General features: G+C 70.8%; 11 protein-coding genes. 3 read left to right on the top strand and 8 right to left on the bottom strand.

Annotated features, from left to right (window positions below; translation table 11 throughout):
• Nucleotides 1–45: 45 nt before the first annotated feature.
• Together AC07AG_RS36310 and AC07AG_RS36305 are read right to left on the bottom strand one after the other, a co-directional pair.
• Nucleotides 46–2,088, bottom strand: coding sequence for an IucA/IucC family protein (locus AC07AG_RS36310; RefSeq protein WP_478760737.1), 2,043 nt, complete (start codon nt 2,086–2,088; stop codon nt 46–48).
• Between the two features lie 98 nt (nt 2,089–2,186).
• On the bottom strand, nt 2,187–3,725 hold the full coding sequence (locus AC07AG_RS36305; protein ID WP_478760735.1) for a diaminobutyrate--2-oxoglutarate transaminase family protein: 1,539 nt from the start codon (nt 3,723–3,725) through the stop codon (nt 2,187–2,189).
• Nucleotides 3,726–4,308: 583 nt separating this feature from the next.
• Between AC07AG_RS36305 and AC07AG_RS36300 the strand changes: the two genes are divergently transcribed.
• Both AC07AG_RS36300 and AC07AG_RS36295 read left to right on the top strand, forming a co-directional pair.
• Complete coding sequence (locus AC07AG_RS36300; RefSeq protein WP_478760734.1) at nt 4,309–5,550, top strand: trypsin-like serine peptidase; 1,242 nt, start codon at nt 4,309–4,311, stop codon at nt 5,548–5,550.
• A gap of 248 nt (nt 5,551–5,798) precedes the next feature.
• Nucleotides 5,799–7,025 carry a trypsin-like serine peptidase gene (locus tag AC07AG_RS36295; protein WP_478760732.1) on the top strand — a complete coding sequence of 409 codons (1,227 nt, stop codon included), beginning with the start codon at nt 5,799–5,801 and terminating at the stop codon, nt 7,023–7,025.
• Between the two features lie 122 nt (nt 7,026–7,147).
• On the opposite strand, the gene hflX is transcribed toward AC07AG_RS36295, so the two are convergent.
• The 6 genes from hflX to miaA all read right to left on the bottom strand — a co-directional run bounded on the left by hflX (nt 7,148) and on the right by miaA (nt 15,168).
• Complete coding sequence (hflX, locus tag AC07AG_RS36290) at nt 7,148–8,647, bottom strand: GTPase HflX (RefSeq protein ID WP_478760730.1); 1,500 nt, start codon at nt 8,645–8,647, stop codon at nt 7,148–7,150.
• 170 nt (nt 8,648–8,817) lie between these two features.
• Nucleotides 8,818–10,305, bottom strand: a complete 1,488-nt coding sequence (locus tag AC07AG_RS36285; protein WP_478760728.1) for a M1 family metallopeptidase — start codon at nt 10,303–10,305, stop codon at nt 8,818–8,820.
• Nucleotides 10,306–10,416: 111 nt separating this feature from the next.
• Nucleotides 10,417–12,570, bottom strand: coding sequence for a RelA/SpoT family protein (locus tag AC07AG_RS36280; RefSeq protein ID WP_478760727.1), 2,154 nt, complete (start codon nt 12,568–12,570; stop codon nt 10,417–10,419).
• 142 nt (nt 12,571–12,712) lie between these two features.
• On the bottom strand, nt 12,713–13,591 hold the full coding sequence (dapF, locus tag AC07AG_RS36275; RefSeq protein WP_478760725.1) for a diaminopimelate epimerase: 879 nt from the start codon (nt 13,589–13,591) through the stop codon (nt 12,713–12,715).
• Between the two features lie 75 nt (nt 13,592–13,666).
• The gene (locus AC07AG_RS36270) at nt 13,667–14,122 is read right to left on the bottom strand and encodes a hypothetical protein (protein WP_478761030.1); all 456 of its coding nucleotides are present in this window, start codon (nt 14,120–14,122) and stop codon (nt 13,667–13,669) included.
• Between the two features lie 107 nt (nt 14,123–14,229).
• On the bottom strand, nt 14,230–15,168 hold the full coding sequence (gene miaA / locus AC07AG_RS36265) for a tRNA (adenosine(37)-N6)-dimethylallyltransferase MiaA (RefSeq protein ID WP_478760723.1): 939 nt from the start codon (nt 15,166–15,168) through the stop codon (nt 14,230–14,232).
• A 182-nt stretch (nt 15,169–15,350) separates the two neighbouring features.
• On the opposite strand from miaA, the gene AC07AG_RS36260 reads away from it, so the two are divergent.
• Entirely contained in the window at nt 15,351–15,701 is a 351-nt protein-coding gene (locus AC07AG_RS36260) for a hypothetical protein (RefSeq protein ID WP_478760721.1), read from the top strand.
• Nucleotides 15,702–15,722 lie beyond the last annotated feature (21 nt).

The raw sequence follows: 15,722 nt of genomic DNA, 5'->3' as shown, positions 1-15,722 counted from the left end.
GCGTCGCTCCTCTCGGAAAGGGTCAGAAAGGCTGGGTCATGTTCCTCAGGAATGAAGGGGGTTGGCGATGGAGACGTAGACGGACTGGGTGTCGACCGGGCCCACGAGCTCGTCGAGCCCGCGAAGCCGGGTCAGCAGGTTGGCCTTGCAGCGCAGCACCGGTGAGTCGAGAAGCAGGGCGGGCAGCGGCGAACGCAGAGGAGCTGGGCCGGAGACGACGTCGCCGAGGAAGCGGCGGAACCCCGCGAGCAACAGCTTCTCGTCGGCCAGGCGTTGGGCGCCGAACGCTCCGATGAGGCCGAGGACGTTGTTGATGCCGAGGTAGTAGGCGAAGCGCTCGTCCGCCACCTCGTCGGAGACGAACGTGTCGCTGTGTTCGCCGATACCGGGGAGCCTGCGCTCGAGTTCGGCGCGGCGGGACTCGCGGAAGTAGTAGCCCTGGTTGTCGCGGTAGCGGCCGCCCACCGGCCAGCCGTCGGAGTCGAGCAGCAGGAGCGTGTTCTGCTGGTGGGCCTCCAGGGCGACACCCGCCTCGCTGTCCAGCCAGAGAACGGGGCGTACGACGTTCTCCAGGTAGCGCAGGAACCACTCCGTGGCGACGGCTCCCCGGGGACGGCCCGTCCGTCCGGCCAGGCGGGTGACGATCTCGCCGAGCCGGGAGCGCATCGGGGCGCGGTCCTGCCCGGTGGAGTGCGGTGACGGCCTGGGCGAGACGAGTCCGGCGATGCAGGTGGCGTCGTCGCCGGGGCCGAAGGGGTTGTGCCGGATCATGACGTCGAGTCCGGAGACGGGCGCGCCGTCGGGGCCGGTCACGGCGAGCCAGGCCGGGTCGCGGATCACGTCGAAGCCCGGGTGAGCTGTCTGCCACTGCTCGGCGAGGCCGCTGCGCAGCAGCCGGTGGACCTCGACGCCGCGGTGGAGTTCCTTGCGGAGATTCTCACGACGGGAGTTGGTGATGCGCAGGCCGAGGGAGAGCTTCAGCATGGCTGGGGCGCCGGAGCGGTAGAGGGTGCGCACGGACGAGGTCGGGTACCACGGTGCTCCGTGGGGGCCGAGGTCCTGGAGGAGGCCGGCTTCCAGGAGCGCGGCGGTCGCGGGGCGGTGCCTGAGCTCACGGATCTGCCAGGGGTGCAGGGGCAGCGCGGCGTGGCCTTCCGGCAGCGGCAGGTCCTGGCCGGCGAGGCGGGCGGTGAGCTGCTCGGCCGGGAGGGTGCGGCCCCGCTCGGTCCAGGCCGAGTCCGTGGCGAGCACGGAGGGGTCGACGGCGAGCCAGTGCAGCGCGAAGGCGCCACGCAATTCCGGGGAGTAGAGCCGGGATTCGGTGTCGGAGAGTCCCTCGCGACTCTTCGGGGTGGGGTGCAGTGGGTGGCCGAGGAGCAGGGACTGTTCGGCGGCGAGGAAGAGGTCGGGCTCGTCGCCGGGGTTGTTCCTGCGGTCGGCGATGAAGGTGGCGGTGCGCCGCACCGAGTCGGCGACGCGGCCGACGAGGTCCCCTCCCTCGACCCGCTCGCCGTCGCTGCCGGAGCCGACGTCAGCGCTGACGTCGGTACTGGCACCGGTGTGGCCGGGCTCGGGGTGCGCGTCGGCCTCTCCGTGCCCGTCCGGCCGCTCCTGTGGCTGCCTCTCCCCCTGCCCGTCCGGTTCGGCGGCTTGGCTCGGTCGGCCCGTCTCGCGTCCGAGGAGCGCGGCGACGGTGACGGCGTCGGCCGGGGGTGCGGTCTGGGGGCCGTCCTCCAGGTACGGGAGGCCGAACCGGTGCCAGCCGGTGGCCGACCAGTAGTACACGGGGACGAGGAGAGCCGTGCCGCTGGCGTCGAGCGGAATGCGCAGGGCGCCCTGCTCGGGGGCGGGGAAGTCGTTCTCGCGTACCCAGCAGCGCAGGAGGTTCTCGATGGCCGCCACCTGCGCGGCGGTGTGCGGATCGGGGTGCTCCAGGAGGTCGGCGGTCGCGCCTCGCAGTTGCTCGGTCCGGCCGCCTCCCTTCTGCCGGGGGACCGTACCGGGCTCCGCCACCAGGGAGGATTGCTTGCCGCACGCGCCTGGGACGTGGGGGTGGGGTGGACCTTCGGATGCGGGGGTGGCGTTCAAGAGGGCTTCCTTGTGAGGTCGTTCGGGCTCCAGGGCGACGGGCCGGAGCTGTGCTGATGTCTCTTGGCCGTCCGCGGGACGGCCCGGGTCCGGCGTGGCTATCCGTGGTACGGACGCGTTGCCGCGGAGATCGCGTCGGCGAGGCGGTCCAGGATTGCGGCCGCTTGCTCGTCCGTGATCGTGAGAGGAGGAAGGAGGCGTACGACGCTGGAGTGCCGTCCGCCCAGCTCGACGATGAGTCCGCGGCGCAGACATTCCCGTTGCACCGCGGCGGCGAGTTCGGGCGCCGGGGGAAGCGGCCGCGGGAAGCGGTCAAGGGCCGGCGGGCCGGAGGCTCCGGGGGCTCCGGCAGGCAGGGGCTGACCGGCCGACGTGCCACCCGATGCACCCGCGCCACCCGATGCACCCGCGCTGCTCGCGCCGCCCGCGACGCCCGCCGACGGAAGCGGCCCGTGGTTCACCGAGCGCTGGCCCGGCACGGATTGGTCCGCGGCGGCCGGGTCCACGAGTTCGACGCCGATCATCAGGCCCTTGCCGCGGACGTCGCCGATGCAGGGGTGTTCGGCGGCCAGGGAGCGCAGCTGGGTGAGCATGCGGGTGCCCAGGACTCCCGCGCGTTCCGCGAGGCCGTTCTCACGGACGTACTCAAGGGTGGCCGCGCCCGCCGCCATGGCGAGCTGGTTGCCGCGGAAGGTGCCCGCGTGGGCGCCGGGCGGCCAGACGTCGAGGTCGTCGCGGTAGACCACGACGGCCAGTGGCAGGCTGCCGCCGATGGCCTTGGAGAGCACCATCACGTCCGGGACGACGCCGCTGTGCTCGACGGCCCAGAAGGTGCCGGTGCGCCCGACGCCGGTCTGGACCTCGTCCGCGATGAGCGGGATCGAGCGGGCGGCGGTGATCGCGCGCATCCGGCGCAGCCAGTCGTCGGGGGCGGGGATGACTCCGCCCTCGCCCTGCACCGGTTCGAGGATCATCCCGGCCGGCAGCGGTACGCCCGACTTGGGGTCGTCGAGGAGGCTCTCGGTCCAGCGGGCCGCGAGTTCGGCGCCGTCCGCGCCGCCGATGCCGAACGGGCAGCGGTAGTCCTGCGGATAGGGCAGGCGCGCGACGCGTACGTCCTGTGCGCCGCCGGACACGTCGAGCGCCCCTGCGGTCATCCCGTGGTAGGCGCCGGTGAAGGCGAGCATGCCGTCGCGCCCGGTCGCCGCGCGCACGAGTTTGAGCGCGGCCTCCACCGCGTCCGTGCCTGCGGGGCCGCAGAACTGGATCCGGGCGCGGTCCGCGAGTGCGCGGGGCAGTGTGCGGAACAGCTCGGTGGTGAAAGCGTCCTTGACCGGTGTGGCCAGATCGAGGACGTGCAGCGGTGCCCCCGATTCGAGGACCTTTCTGATCGCTTCGAGCACGACCGGATGGTTGTGCCCGAGGGCCAGGGTCCCCGCACCCGAGAGGCAGTCGAGATAGCGCTGCCCGTCGGCGCCCTCGATCGTCAGACCGCGCGCCCGCACGGGCACGATCGGCAGGGCGCGCGCATAGGTGCGCGCAGCCGACTCGCGCGCCGACTGGCGTCGCAGGATCCCCTCGTGTGCTGCGGAGTGCGCCGCGGAAATCGCCGCGGGCGCCGGCTCGGTCACGGCCACGACTGTTGGTCCTCCCGCTGGGAACGGGCGCTTCCCCCTCGATCCGGGCCAGCGCGCCTTCGAGTTGACAGGGGAGATGAGCGCAGGCCGCCAGTCCCCCGTACGTACCAACGACGAGGGCTGCGGAGGAACACGGGTCGGCGCAAGATCCTTGGCGTGGCGGAACGGTTACCGGTCCAGGACCTGGTCGCCACCACCCGGCAGGAGTCCGGGCCGCGTCACAGGTGGACGAGAGTTACCAACAGGCAGCTCTGACACGCGATACGCCCGGTGAGGTCAAGGGCGCCTTGGTCGGGGATGACGAAGACGTCAGGACCTTCCACAGACCTCATCACGTCGAGGCGGACGCGGCTGGGTCAAGGGGCCGCCAAATCGGCAGGTCTCCGGACAATTGCCAGGTCAGCAAGGTCGTAGCGAAACCGTTGCCGTTCCGTCGGCAGTCCCCCACGGCACCGGCATAGTGTGAGGTGCCGTTCCACCGCGGCAGGGTGTGCGGCGCCACGCGAACACGGCGCCGCAACGCACCGTGCGGCACGCGGTGTCCGGCATGTGAACCATCTCGAAGCCCAGGGGGAATCTCTCTATGCGACCCATACGCCCGCTCAAGACCGACCGTCGTGGGAGGAGCGCGCGCGGCAGAACCTCCCCTGTGGCGGCCGCTGTCGCGATCGGCGCGGCGCTCGTTCTGACCGCGACGGCCTGTGGCCCCAGCGAGGACAACGCGGGTGACGAACCGTCCGCCTCCCAGCCCGCCGACGACGCCAACGGCAACGGCAACGACAAGGTCAAGATTCCGCAGGACATCCAGGACCGGCTCAAGGAGCACGGCATCGACCTGGACAAGTGGAAGGACGGGGCCTGGAAGAACTGGGACAAGGACGACTGGCTCCGCGAGGCCGGTGACTACGTCAACCCGATCATCGACGGCCTGTGGGACTCGGACCGCATGCGGGACGCGGACAAGAACCCCGACCGCGGTGTCGACGACAACGACATCTCCGGTGACCAGGGCGTGACCGACCCGACGCCCGAGCCGGTGGAGGCGGCGGCCCTGAAGACGCCGTACGACGCCAGCGCCCCCGCCTCGGGCAAGCTGTTCTTCGACGGCCCCGAAGGCTCGATGGTCTGCTCGGCCACGGTCGTCGAGGACCCTGCGCACCCGGGCAAGTCCAACATGGTGTGGACCGCGGGCCACTGCGTGCACGCGGGCGCGAAGGGCGGCTGGTACCGCAACATCGCCTTCGTCCCCTCGTACAACAACAGCGGCAAGTCGGCCGACGAGCTGCAGAACGCCCCCAAGGAAGAAGTCGCACCGCACGGCGTCTGGTGGGGCGACTGGGCACAGACCTCCGACCAGTGGATCGAGCAGGGCGGCCCGACGGGCGGCACGGGCGCGCCGTACGACTTCGCGGTCATCCACGTGACGCCCGAGAAGGGCAGCGAGGGCAAGTCCCTGGAGGAGCAGGTCGGTTCGGCCCTCCCGGTGGACTTCAACGCCCCGGCCGTGCCCCAGATCGCCGACATGACGGCGACCGGATACCCGGCGGCTCCGCCGTTCGACGGCCAGAAGGCGTTCCAGTGCGCCGACAAGCCGGGCCGGCTCTCGATCAGCAAGCCCGACCCGACGATGTATCGCATCGGCTGCACGATGACCGGCGGTTCGTCCGGCGGTGGTTGGGTCGCCGAGGGCTCGGACGGCAAGCCCGCCCTCGTGTCCAACACCTCCATCGGCCCGGTGACGGCGGGCTGGCTCGCCGGTCCGCGGCTCGGCAAGGAAGCCAAGGGCATCTACGGCGCGGTCAGCAAGAAGTTCGCCGACCAGTAGACGACCAGCAACCGGTCAGTAGCCGGTCGGCAACCGGTCAGCAGACGACCGGCAGGCGTCTGATGCACGACGGCGGGGTCACCGCAAACCTTCACGACCCCGCCGTCATTCGTCCCCCATCACACAGGCATAGTGGGGTGTCGCGTTCGGCGGGACGCTCGTGGAACTTCCACGCCGACACATGACAAGTACATGGCAAATGCAGCCAACTACAGCAATTACACGTTCAATACGGGGGTTACAGCACCATGCTTTCCACTCGTGCGCCCTTCGCGCGCAGTCGCGGGCGACGTCTCGCACTCGCCGCCACCGGGCTCGCCGCGACCCTGGCACTCACCGCCACGGCTTGCGGTCCGAGCGACGACAAGGCAAGCGACAAGGCTGATTCCGGTACTTCCCAGGGTGCGGACAAGGGTTCCGACACAGGCTCCGACACCGGCTCCGATGCCAAGCTGCCCGGCGACATCGCCGACAAGCTGAAGGACCATGGCATCGACCCGGACAAGTGGAAGGACGGGGCCTGGAAGAACTGGAACAAGGACGACTGGCTCCGCGAGTCCAAGGACTTCGTCAATCCGGTCATCGAAGGGCTCTGGAAGCCCGAGCGGATGAAGAAGGCCAAGGACCCGAACAAGACGATCGCGGCGAAGGACGCCCCCTCCGATCAGGGCGCGACCGACCCCGAGCCGTCGCCGGTCCAGGCCAAGCGCGAGAAGACGCCGTACCACGAGAACGCCGCCCCGGTCGGCAAGATCTTCTTCGACTCCCCCGAGGGCTCGATGGTCTGCTCCGGCACAGTCGTGAAGGACCCGCGCAACCCGGGCAAGTCCAACCTCGTGTGGACCGCGGGCCACTGCGTGCACGCCGGTTCCGCCGGTGGCTGGTACCGCAACATCACCTTCGTGCCGGCCTACAACGACCTCGGCAAGTCCGAGGCCGAGCTGAGCAACGCCGCCCCGCAGGAAGTCGCCCCCTACGGCCAGTACTGGGCCGACTGGGTCTCGACCTCCGCCGAGTGGATCGACCAGGGCGCCGCTTCGGGCGGTGCCGGTGCGCCGTACGACTACGCCGTGATGCACGTGAAGCCGGAGCAGGGCTCCAAGTCCCTCGAGGAGACGGTCGGCAACGCGCTGGACGTCGACTTCTCGACTCCGTCGGCGCAGAGCGTGAGCTCGATGGGCGCCTGGGGCTACCCCGCCGCTCCCCCGTTCGACGGCCAGATCATGCACAAGTGCGTCGACAAGCCGGGCCGTCTCTCGCTGACCTCCGCCCAGCCGACGATGTACCGCATCGGCTGCACCATGACCGGTGGCTCGTCCGGCGGCGGCTGGTTCCGGATGGTGGGCGACAAGACCCGCCTGGTCTCGAACACCTCGATCGGCCCGGCCGAGAACACCTGGCTGGCAGGACCGCAGCTGGGCAAGGGCGCCGAGCAGGTCTACGACATGATGAGCGAGAAGTACGGCTCCAAGTAGCCGCACGGCGGGCGACCCCCGCACCTCGCACATGACGCGGCGAAGGCCCGCCCCCTACGAGAGGGAGCGGGCCTTCGTCATGCGAACCGAACCGCGCGAACCGCGCCTGTCCGGTCCTGCGTTCAGCCGGCGACCGGGACGTACGGCGCGAGATCCGCCGCGAGTTCCGCGTGCACCTTCGCCTTGAGCAGCGTGCCGTCGGCGGTGTGCTCCTCGGAGAGCACCTCGCCCTCGGCGTGGGCCCGCGAGATGAGCTGGCCCTGCGTGTACGGCACGAGGGCCTCGATCTCGACCTCGGGCCGCGGCAGTTCGGCGTCGATCAGCGCGAGCAGCTCTTCGATGCCCGCGCCCGTGCGCGCGGAGACAGCGATCGCGTGCTTCTCGTTGCGCAGCAGCCGCTGGAGGACCAGCGGATCGGCGGCGTCCGCCTTGTTCACGATCACGATCTCGGGCACGTCGGTCGCGCCCACATCGCGGATCACCTCACGCACGGCGGCCAGCTGCTCCTCCGGCACCGGGTGCGAACCGTCCACCACGTGCAGGATCAGGTCGGACTCGCCGACCTCTTCCATCGTGGAGCGGAACGCCTCGACGAGGTGGTGCGGCAGATGCCGTACGAACCCGACGGTGTCGGCCAGGGTGTAGATCCGGCCGCTCGGCGTCTCGGCCCGGCGCACGGTCGGGTCGAGGGTGGCGAACAGGGAGTTCTCCACCAGGACGCCCGCGCCCGTGAGGCGGTTGAGCAGGGAGGACTTGCCCGCGTTCGTGTAACCGGCGATCGCGACCGAGGGCACCTTGTTGCGCTTGCGCTCCTGGCGCTTGATCTCGCGGCCGGTCTTCATCTCCGCGATCTCCCGGCGCATCTTCGCCATCTTCTCGCGGATCCGACGCCGGTCCGTCTCGATCTTGGTCTCACCGGGACCACGTGTCGCCATGCCGCCGCCACCGCTGGATCCGCCGCCGCCCATCTGACGGGAGAGCGACTGACCCCAGCCACGGAGGCGCGGGAGCATGTACTGCATCTGGGCAAGGGCGACCTGCGCCTTGCCCTCTCGGGACTTGGCGTGCTGGGCGAAGATGTCGAGGATCAGGGCGGTCCTGTCGACCACCTTGACCTTGACGACGTCTTCGAGGTGAATCAGCTGCCCGGGGCTCAGCTCACCGTCACAGACGACGGTGTCCGCACCGGTCTCGAGGACGATGTCACGCAGCTCCAAGGCCTTGCCGGATCCGATGTACGTCGCCGGGTCGGGCTTGTCGCGGCGCTGGATGACGCCGTCGAGCACCAGCGCACCCGCCGTCTCGGCGAGGGCGGCCAGCTCGGCGACCGAGTTCTCCGCGTCCTGCACTGTGCCCGAGGTCCACACGCCGACGAGGACCACGCGCTCCAGACGGAGCTGGCGGTACTCGACTTCGGTGACGTCCTCGAGCTCGGTGGAGAGTCCGGCGACGCGGCGCAGAGCCGCGCGCTCGGAGCGGTCGAACTGTTCGCCGTCCCGCTCTCCGTCGATCTCGTGGCTCCAGGCGACGTCCTCTTCCATCAGGGCATCGGCCCGAAGACCTTCGGGGTAGTTCTGCGCGAGGCTCTGCGCGTCCTGGGAAGGGGAAGAAGAGGAGGTCATTGGATCCTTACGTCGATGGGATTCGTCATAGTGCACAACGCTCGGGGCCGCCCCGAGATTCCCCGGGCCGGCCTGCCGGGGCCCTGAGATCACCCCGAGGGGTTTGCCCGGACCCGCAGCGGCGCCGACCTGAAGATGGTTGCACGGAACGGCCCGTCTCGTCACGTGGGTTATTTCCCGGCGGGAGCGGCCTTACGCCAGTCCGGGTGCCCCGGCATCGGCGGCGTCTTCGCGCCGTACAGCCAGGCGTCGAAGAAACCGCTCAGGTCGCGGCCCGCGGTCGACGAAGCCATCCGCACGAAGTCCGCGGTCGTCGCGTTCCCGTCACGGTAGGTGTGCACCCAGTCCCGCTCCAGGCGGTCGAAGTCCCGCTGCCCGATCTCCTGGCGCAGCGCGTAGAGCACCAGAGCGCTGCCGTCGTACACGACCGGCCGGAAGATGCTGATCTTCTGGCCCGGCGCGGGACCCTTCGGCGCGGCCGGCGGTCCGCCCGCCTGACGCCAGCCGTCCGACTGCCGGTAGGCCTCACGCATCCGCTTCTGGAGGGGCTTCTTCGACCTCTCCTCGGCGAAGAGCGCCTCGTACCAGGTGGCGTGCCCTTCGTTGAGCCAGAGATCGGACCAGGAGCTCGGGCTCACGCTGTCGCCGAACCACTGGTGCGCCAGCTCATGGACCATGATCGAGTCCACGTACCACTCGGGGAACTCGGGCCGCTTGAACAGGTCTCGCTCGAAGAGCGAGAGGGTCTGCGTCTCGAGCTCGAAGCCGGTCCGCGCCTGGGCGATCAGCAGCCCGTACGTCTCGAAGGGGTAGCGGCCGACCTTCCCTTCCATCCAGTCGATCTGGTCCGGCGTCTTCTTCAGCCAGCGCTCCATCGCCTTGCGGTCCTTGGTGGGCACCACATCGCGTACGGGGAGGCCGTTCGGCCCGTGGCGGTGCACCACGGTGGAGCGGCCGATGGAGACCTGCGCCAGTTCCGTCGCCATGGGGTGGCGGGTGCGGAAGGCCCGGGTCGTGGTGGCCCCCCTGTGCGCCGTGGCGACGGGCAGGCCGTTGGCGACGGCAGTGAGCCCCTTCGGGGTGGTGATGCGGAACGTGAACTGTGCCTTGTCGGCGGGGTGGTCGTTGGACGGGAACACGCGGTGCCCGGCGTCGGCCTGGTTGGCCATGGCGAGGCCGTCCGCCGTGGGCACCCAGCCGCCGTCCTGGTCCTTCGTGGGCCTGGGGTCACTGGTGTGCCGGACGGTGATCCGCATCCGCTCGCCCCGGTCCACCGGCCGCGACGGCGTGACGACCAGGTCCTCACCGGTGGATTCGAAGCGGGCGGGGGCGCCGTTGACGGCGACGGAGCGGACCTTGCCGTGGGCGAAGTCGAGGTTGACCCGCTTCAGCGGTGAGGTCGCACGGGCGTCGATCTGCGTCACGGCGTCGAGCGGCTTCTTGTTGTCGCCGCGGTACGTGAAGGCGATGTCGTACGCCATGACGTCGTACCCGGGATTGCCCAGGTGCGGGAAGAGCCGGTCGCCGATGCCGAGCGGTCTGGCCGGTGACGGCGCGGTCGCGGCGAGGAGGGTGGCGGAGGTGGCCGCGGCCAGGAGCGCGGTCGCGATGCGAAGAGTCTTCGGCCGCGAGGCCTTGACCCGGGGGGTGAGCAGCATGAACTACCGCTATCAGCGCGGAGCTTCCGCATCGGTGTCGGCGCGCGCCATGCCACTCGAACGAGTCGCCAGGAGGCGGCCAGGGCGACGCCGACGCCCCCTGGCACGCGGCTACGAAGTCGCCGCCGCCGGATGCTGGGCACGGCTGACGTCGTACACCCCGGGCACCGCGCGCATCGCGCGCATCAGCCCCGGGAGGTGGGCCGCGTCCGGGAGTTGCAGCGTGTACGTGTGGCGCACGCGCTGCTGGGTCGGCGGTTCGACGGTCGCCGACATGATCTCGACGCCCTCCAGAGCGATGGCTTCGGTGAGGTCGGCAAGGAGATGCGCCCGCCCGAACGACTCGGCGATCAGCGTGACCCGGCACTCGGCGCTGTCTCCCCAGCGCACTCCCACCTCGGCGCGCCCCACTTCCTTCATGCGCCCCACCGCGGGGCACTCGACGCGGTGCACGGTGACGACGCCGCCGCGCACGGCGAAGGCGGTCACCTCGTCGGGCGGCACGGGCGTACAACAGCCGGCGAGGCGGACGCTCGCGCCTTCCCTGTCCACGACGGCGTTGGCCGCCGCGGGGCGCGGGAAGTCGGAGGTCTGCGGCGGGGGCGAGGGCTTCTCCGGGGTCGAGGCCGCGGGAGCCGACGCCGGGGTGGGATGGGTCGTGAGCCAGCGTCGGATGGCGATACGGGCGCCGGGGGTGCGCGCGTGGTCGAGCCACTCGCGGGAGGGCCCGGACGCCGCGTCCTGCCCCATGAGCAGCTGGACCGTGTCGCCGTCCCGCAGGACCGTGCTCAGTGTCGCGAGGCGGCCGTTGACACGTGCACCGATGCAGGCGTGGGCGTCCTCGCCGTACTGGGCGTAGGCGGCGTCGACGCAGCTCGCACCCGCGGGCAGTCCGAGCGTGCCGCCGTCGGGGCGGAAGACGGCGATCTCGCGGTCCTGGGCGAGGTCTTCGCGGAGCGTGGACCAGAACGTGTCCGGGTCGGGGGCCGCTTCCTGCCAGTCGAGCAGCCGGGAGAGCCAGCCGGGCCGGGTCGGGTCCGCGCGCTCGCCCTCGAAGGCGTCCACGGAAGGGGCGTCAGGACCGGCGCCGGACTGCTCCTCCGAAGGAGGAGCGTACGGATTGCGCAGCGCGACGACGCCGGCTTCGGCGACCTTGTGCATCTGGTGCGTACGGATGAGGACTTCGGCGACCTCTCCGTCCGGGCGGGCCACTGCCGTGTGCAGCGACTGGTAGAGGTTGAACTTCGGTACGGCGATGAAGTCCTTGAACTCCGAGACCACCGGCGTGAAGCAGGTGTGCAGCTCGCCGAGGACGCCGTAACAGTCCGCGTCCTCGTTCACCAGGACCAGGAGGCGCCCGAAGTCCGCCGCGCGCATCTCGCCGCGTTTGCGGTGCACCCGGTGGACGGAGACGAAGTGCCGTGGCCTGATGAGGACTTCGGCCGCGATGCCCGCCTCGCGCAGCACCGCGCGGACGTCGTCCGCGGTCCCTTCCAGCGGGTCTCCGCCGCCCGCCGCGTTGGCCGCGATCAACTCCTGGACCTGGGAGTACTCCTCCGGGTGGAGGATCGCGAAGACGAGGTCCTCCAGCTCGGTCTTGAGCGCCTGCACGCCGAGCCGTTCGGCGAGCGGAATGAGCACGTCACGCGTCACCTTGGCGATCCGCGCCTGTTTCTCGGGGCGCATGACGCCGAGCGTGCGCATGTTGTGCAGGCGGTCGGCCAGTTTGATCGACATGACGCGTACGTCGTTGCCGGTGGCCACCAGCATCTTGCGGAAGGTCTCGGGCTCCGCTGCCGCTCCGTAGTCGACCTTCTCCAGCTTCGTGACGCCGTCGACCAGATAGCAGACGTCGTCGCCGAACTCCGTGCGCACCTGATCGAGCGTCACATCCGTGTCCTCGACGGTGTCGTGGAGCAGGGACGCGGTCAGGGTCGTCGTCTCGGCGCCCAGCTGGGCGAGGATCAGGGTCACCGCGAGCGGATGTGTGATGTACGGCTCACCGCTCTTGCGCATCTGGCCGCGGTGGGAGGACTCCGCGAGGACCCACGCTCGCCGCAGCGGCTCCAGATCCGCGTCGGGATAGTGGGCGCGATGGGCTTCCGCCACATGGCCGATCGCGTCCGGCAGCCGGTCCCGGGTGGCGGGCCCCAGCAGGGCCGCGCGGCCGAGCCTGCGCAGGTCGAGCCGCGGACGGCCGCGCCTGCGCTGCGCGGCGGGCGTCACGGGACCAGGCATCGCGGGGTTTGTGGCCTCCGCACTCATGGGCACCTCCGGCTGCTTCGACCGGCGGTGAGCGGACGACGGCGTGCTCCGTCCGGGCCGGTGCTTGATGCTACCGAGCCCATCACGCGCCGCTGACCGCCTCTCGCCGAGCGTGAAACGGATCACCCATTCGAGCGACAGTTCACGGGTTTACAGTTTCGAGCCATTCCGCGTCGATCTCGCCTTCGGCGACGATCACCGCGGGACCCGTCATCTCGATCTCTCCGTCGGGCCGCTCGGTGATCACCAGGCTCCCACCAGGCAGATCGACGGTGTACGTCACCGGCGAACCGGTGGCAGCAGGGTCCGCCCCGTCCCTGCGGGCCGCCGCGACGGCGACGGCGCACGCGCCCGTGCCGCACGAGCGGGTCTCGCCCGAGCCGCGCTCATGCACGCGCATGGCGACGTGGCGCGGGCCGCGGTCGACGACGAACTCGACGTTCACGCCGTCCGGGTAGGCCGCAGCGGGGCTGAAGGGCGGGGGGTCGTACAGGTTGCCCGCGTGGGCCAGGTCGTCCACGAAGGCGACCGCGTGCGGGTTTCCCATGTTCACGTTGCGCGCGGGCCAGTGCCGGTCGGCCACGGACACGGTGACGTCCCCTTCGGGGAGGAGCGCCTTGCCCATGCCGACGGTGATGTCGCCGCCGGCCGCGGCCTTGGCGATGTGCACGGTCTTCACGCCGCCCCGGGTGGCGATGGCCAGGTCACCCTCGCCCACCAGTCCGGCGCGCTGGAGGTAACGGGCGAAGACGCGCACGCCGTTGCCGCACATCTCGGCGATCGAACCGTCGCCGTTGCGGTAGTCCATGAACCACTCGGCATCGGCGGCCAGATGGCGCACCTCCGGGTGCGCCGCGGACCGCACGACATGCAGCAGGCCGTCGCCCCCGATACCCGCGCGGCGGTCGCACAGGGCGGCCACGGCGGCCGGGGACAGCTCAATGGCGTTGTCGGGATCCGGGACGATCACGAAGTCGTTCTCGGTCCCGTGCCCCTTGAGGAAGGCGATCCGCGTGCTCATTCCTCGATCGTACGGGGTAGCCACGACACTCGGTCCGTACGGTACCCATCAGGGCCCTGACCTCGTACGACGCCGTCAGCGAAGGCGTGCGACGCGCCACACCGCGAGGAAGGCGACGGCGAGGAACACCAGGGCGTAGGCGGAGACGATCCGCCAGTCCGGGCGGCCTCCGGAGCCGCGCTCCGGCAGCCCCGGCCAGGTGTGCCCCACGCGGCGCGCGGCCATCATGCCCCAGCCCGCGGCGCACGAGCTGATCAGGAGCCCGAGCATGGCGACGACGGCGCCGCCGTCCCCGAAGTCGAAGGCCAGCGGGAAGGCGAACATCAGCGATCCGGCGGCGGCGAGTATGACGATCGGCGCGAGCTGCCAGATGCGCAGGCGGCGCTGCGGGCGCAGTTCGACCTCGACCTCGGCTGCGGCCATGTCGTCCGCGCCGGGACCGTCGGCGGTCACGCCGTCCGATGGCCCGTCAGGGCCGTCCGGAGTCAGCTCGCCGCCGTCATGCGCGGTGTCACGAGGGCCGGCCTCCATCGCCATCCGCCCTCCCACTTCGGACTCCACTGGTCGATCGATGACCGATGATGGCACGGCGCCAGGGGCCGGGATGACCGCCGGAGCGTCCCGATGCCATCACGTGATCAGGCTGTGACCGGTCGTTCGACCAACGCCATTGCCCGTTCCGGGAGTTCCCCCCGATCGGCCATGGCGCCACTGAGCCAGTGCACCCGGGGATCGCGGCGGAACCACGAGTCCTGACGGCGTGCGAAGCGCTTGGTCGCGCGCACGGTCTCCGCACGCGCCTCGTCGTCGGTGCACTCCCCCGCGAGCGCCGCGAGCACCTGCTGGTACCCGAGCGCACGCGACGCCGTACGCCCCTCACGGAGCCCCACGGCCTCCAGCGCACGCACCTCGTCGACGAGGCCCGCGTCCCACATGCGGTCCACGCGCGTGGCGATGCGTTCGTCGAGTTCGGGGCGGCCGACGTCCACGCCGATCTGCACGGTGTCGTAGACCGAGTCGTGGCCGGGGAGGTTGGCGGTGAAGGGCTTGCCCGTGATCTCGATGACCTCGAGGGCGCGGACGATCCGGCGGCCGTTGCTGGGGAGGATGGCCTGGGCCGCTCCCGGGTCGGCGACGGCCAGACGGGCGTGGAGCGCGCCGGGGCCCTGGAGTTCGAGCTCTTCCTCCAGGCGGGCCCGGACCACGGGATCCGTGCCGGGGAACTCCAGGTGGTCCACGGCCCCCCTGACGTAGAGCCCGGAGCCGCCGACCAGGATCGGCCAGCGCCCGTCGGCGAGGAGGCGGTCGATCTCGGCTCGCGCCAGCTTCTGGTACTCGGCGACGCTCGCCGCCTCCGTGACGTCCCAGATGTCGAGGAGGTGGTGCGGCACTCCGTCGCGCTCTTCGAGCGTCAGCTTGGCGGTCCCGATGTCCATCCCTCTGTAGAGCTGCATGGAGTCGGCGTTGACGACTTCGCCGCCGAGACGCTGGGCGAGGAAAACGCCCAGATCGGACTTTCCTGCCGCGGTCGGCCCGACGACGGCGATGACCCGCGGTGCGGGAGCTGCTCTACTCACCGCCCCAGTCTCGCAAACCTCGCGACCACTTCCCGAACGAGCTACGTGACGCCACAGGCCCGGGGTCGTTGCCTGTTGCGAGGTTCCGGCCGCCGGTTTCGAGGATCGGCGACCCGGGCGGCGCAACAGGGCGCACCGGGCGGCGCGGGATTTCGCCCACACGAGTACCGTATGGAGTAGATATGGGCGTTTTTGCACGGTTCCGCCGGAAGTCCAAGGGCACGGAAGAGGCGTCAACGTCCGACGCGGCAGCCGCCGTCCTGACGGCCGAGCCGGAAACGGCGACGGAGTCCCCCGAGGCCGAGACCGGCGCGGAAGAGGCCAAGGCCGAAGCTGCCGCCGAGGACCAGGCCGAGGCTCGCACGGAGGCCGGTGACGCCAAGGCCAAGGCCGACGCCGACACCGAGGCCAAGACCGAGGGCGAGACGGAGAACACCGAAGAGGCTGCCGCGGAGAACGTGGACATCCCGAAGCAGCAGTCCGCGGAGAAGGCCGCCGACAACGACGAGGCCGACGAGGGCGCCCGCAAGTGACTCTCCCGGCGAGGGAAGGTA

The organism is Streptomyces sp. NPDC044044 (assembly GCF_056434405.1).
Note: the sequence above shows the minus strand (reverse complement) of the source record. Positions and strands in the feature narration are given on the sequence as shown.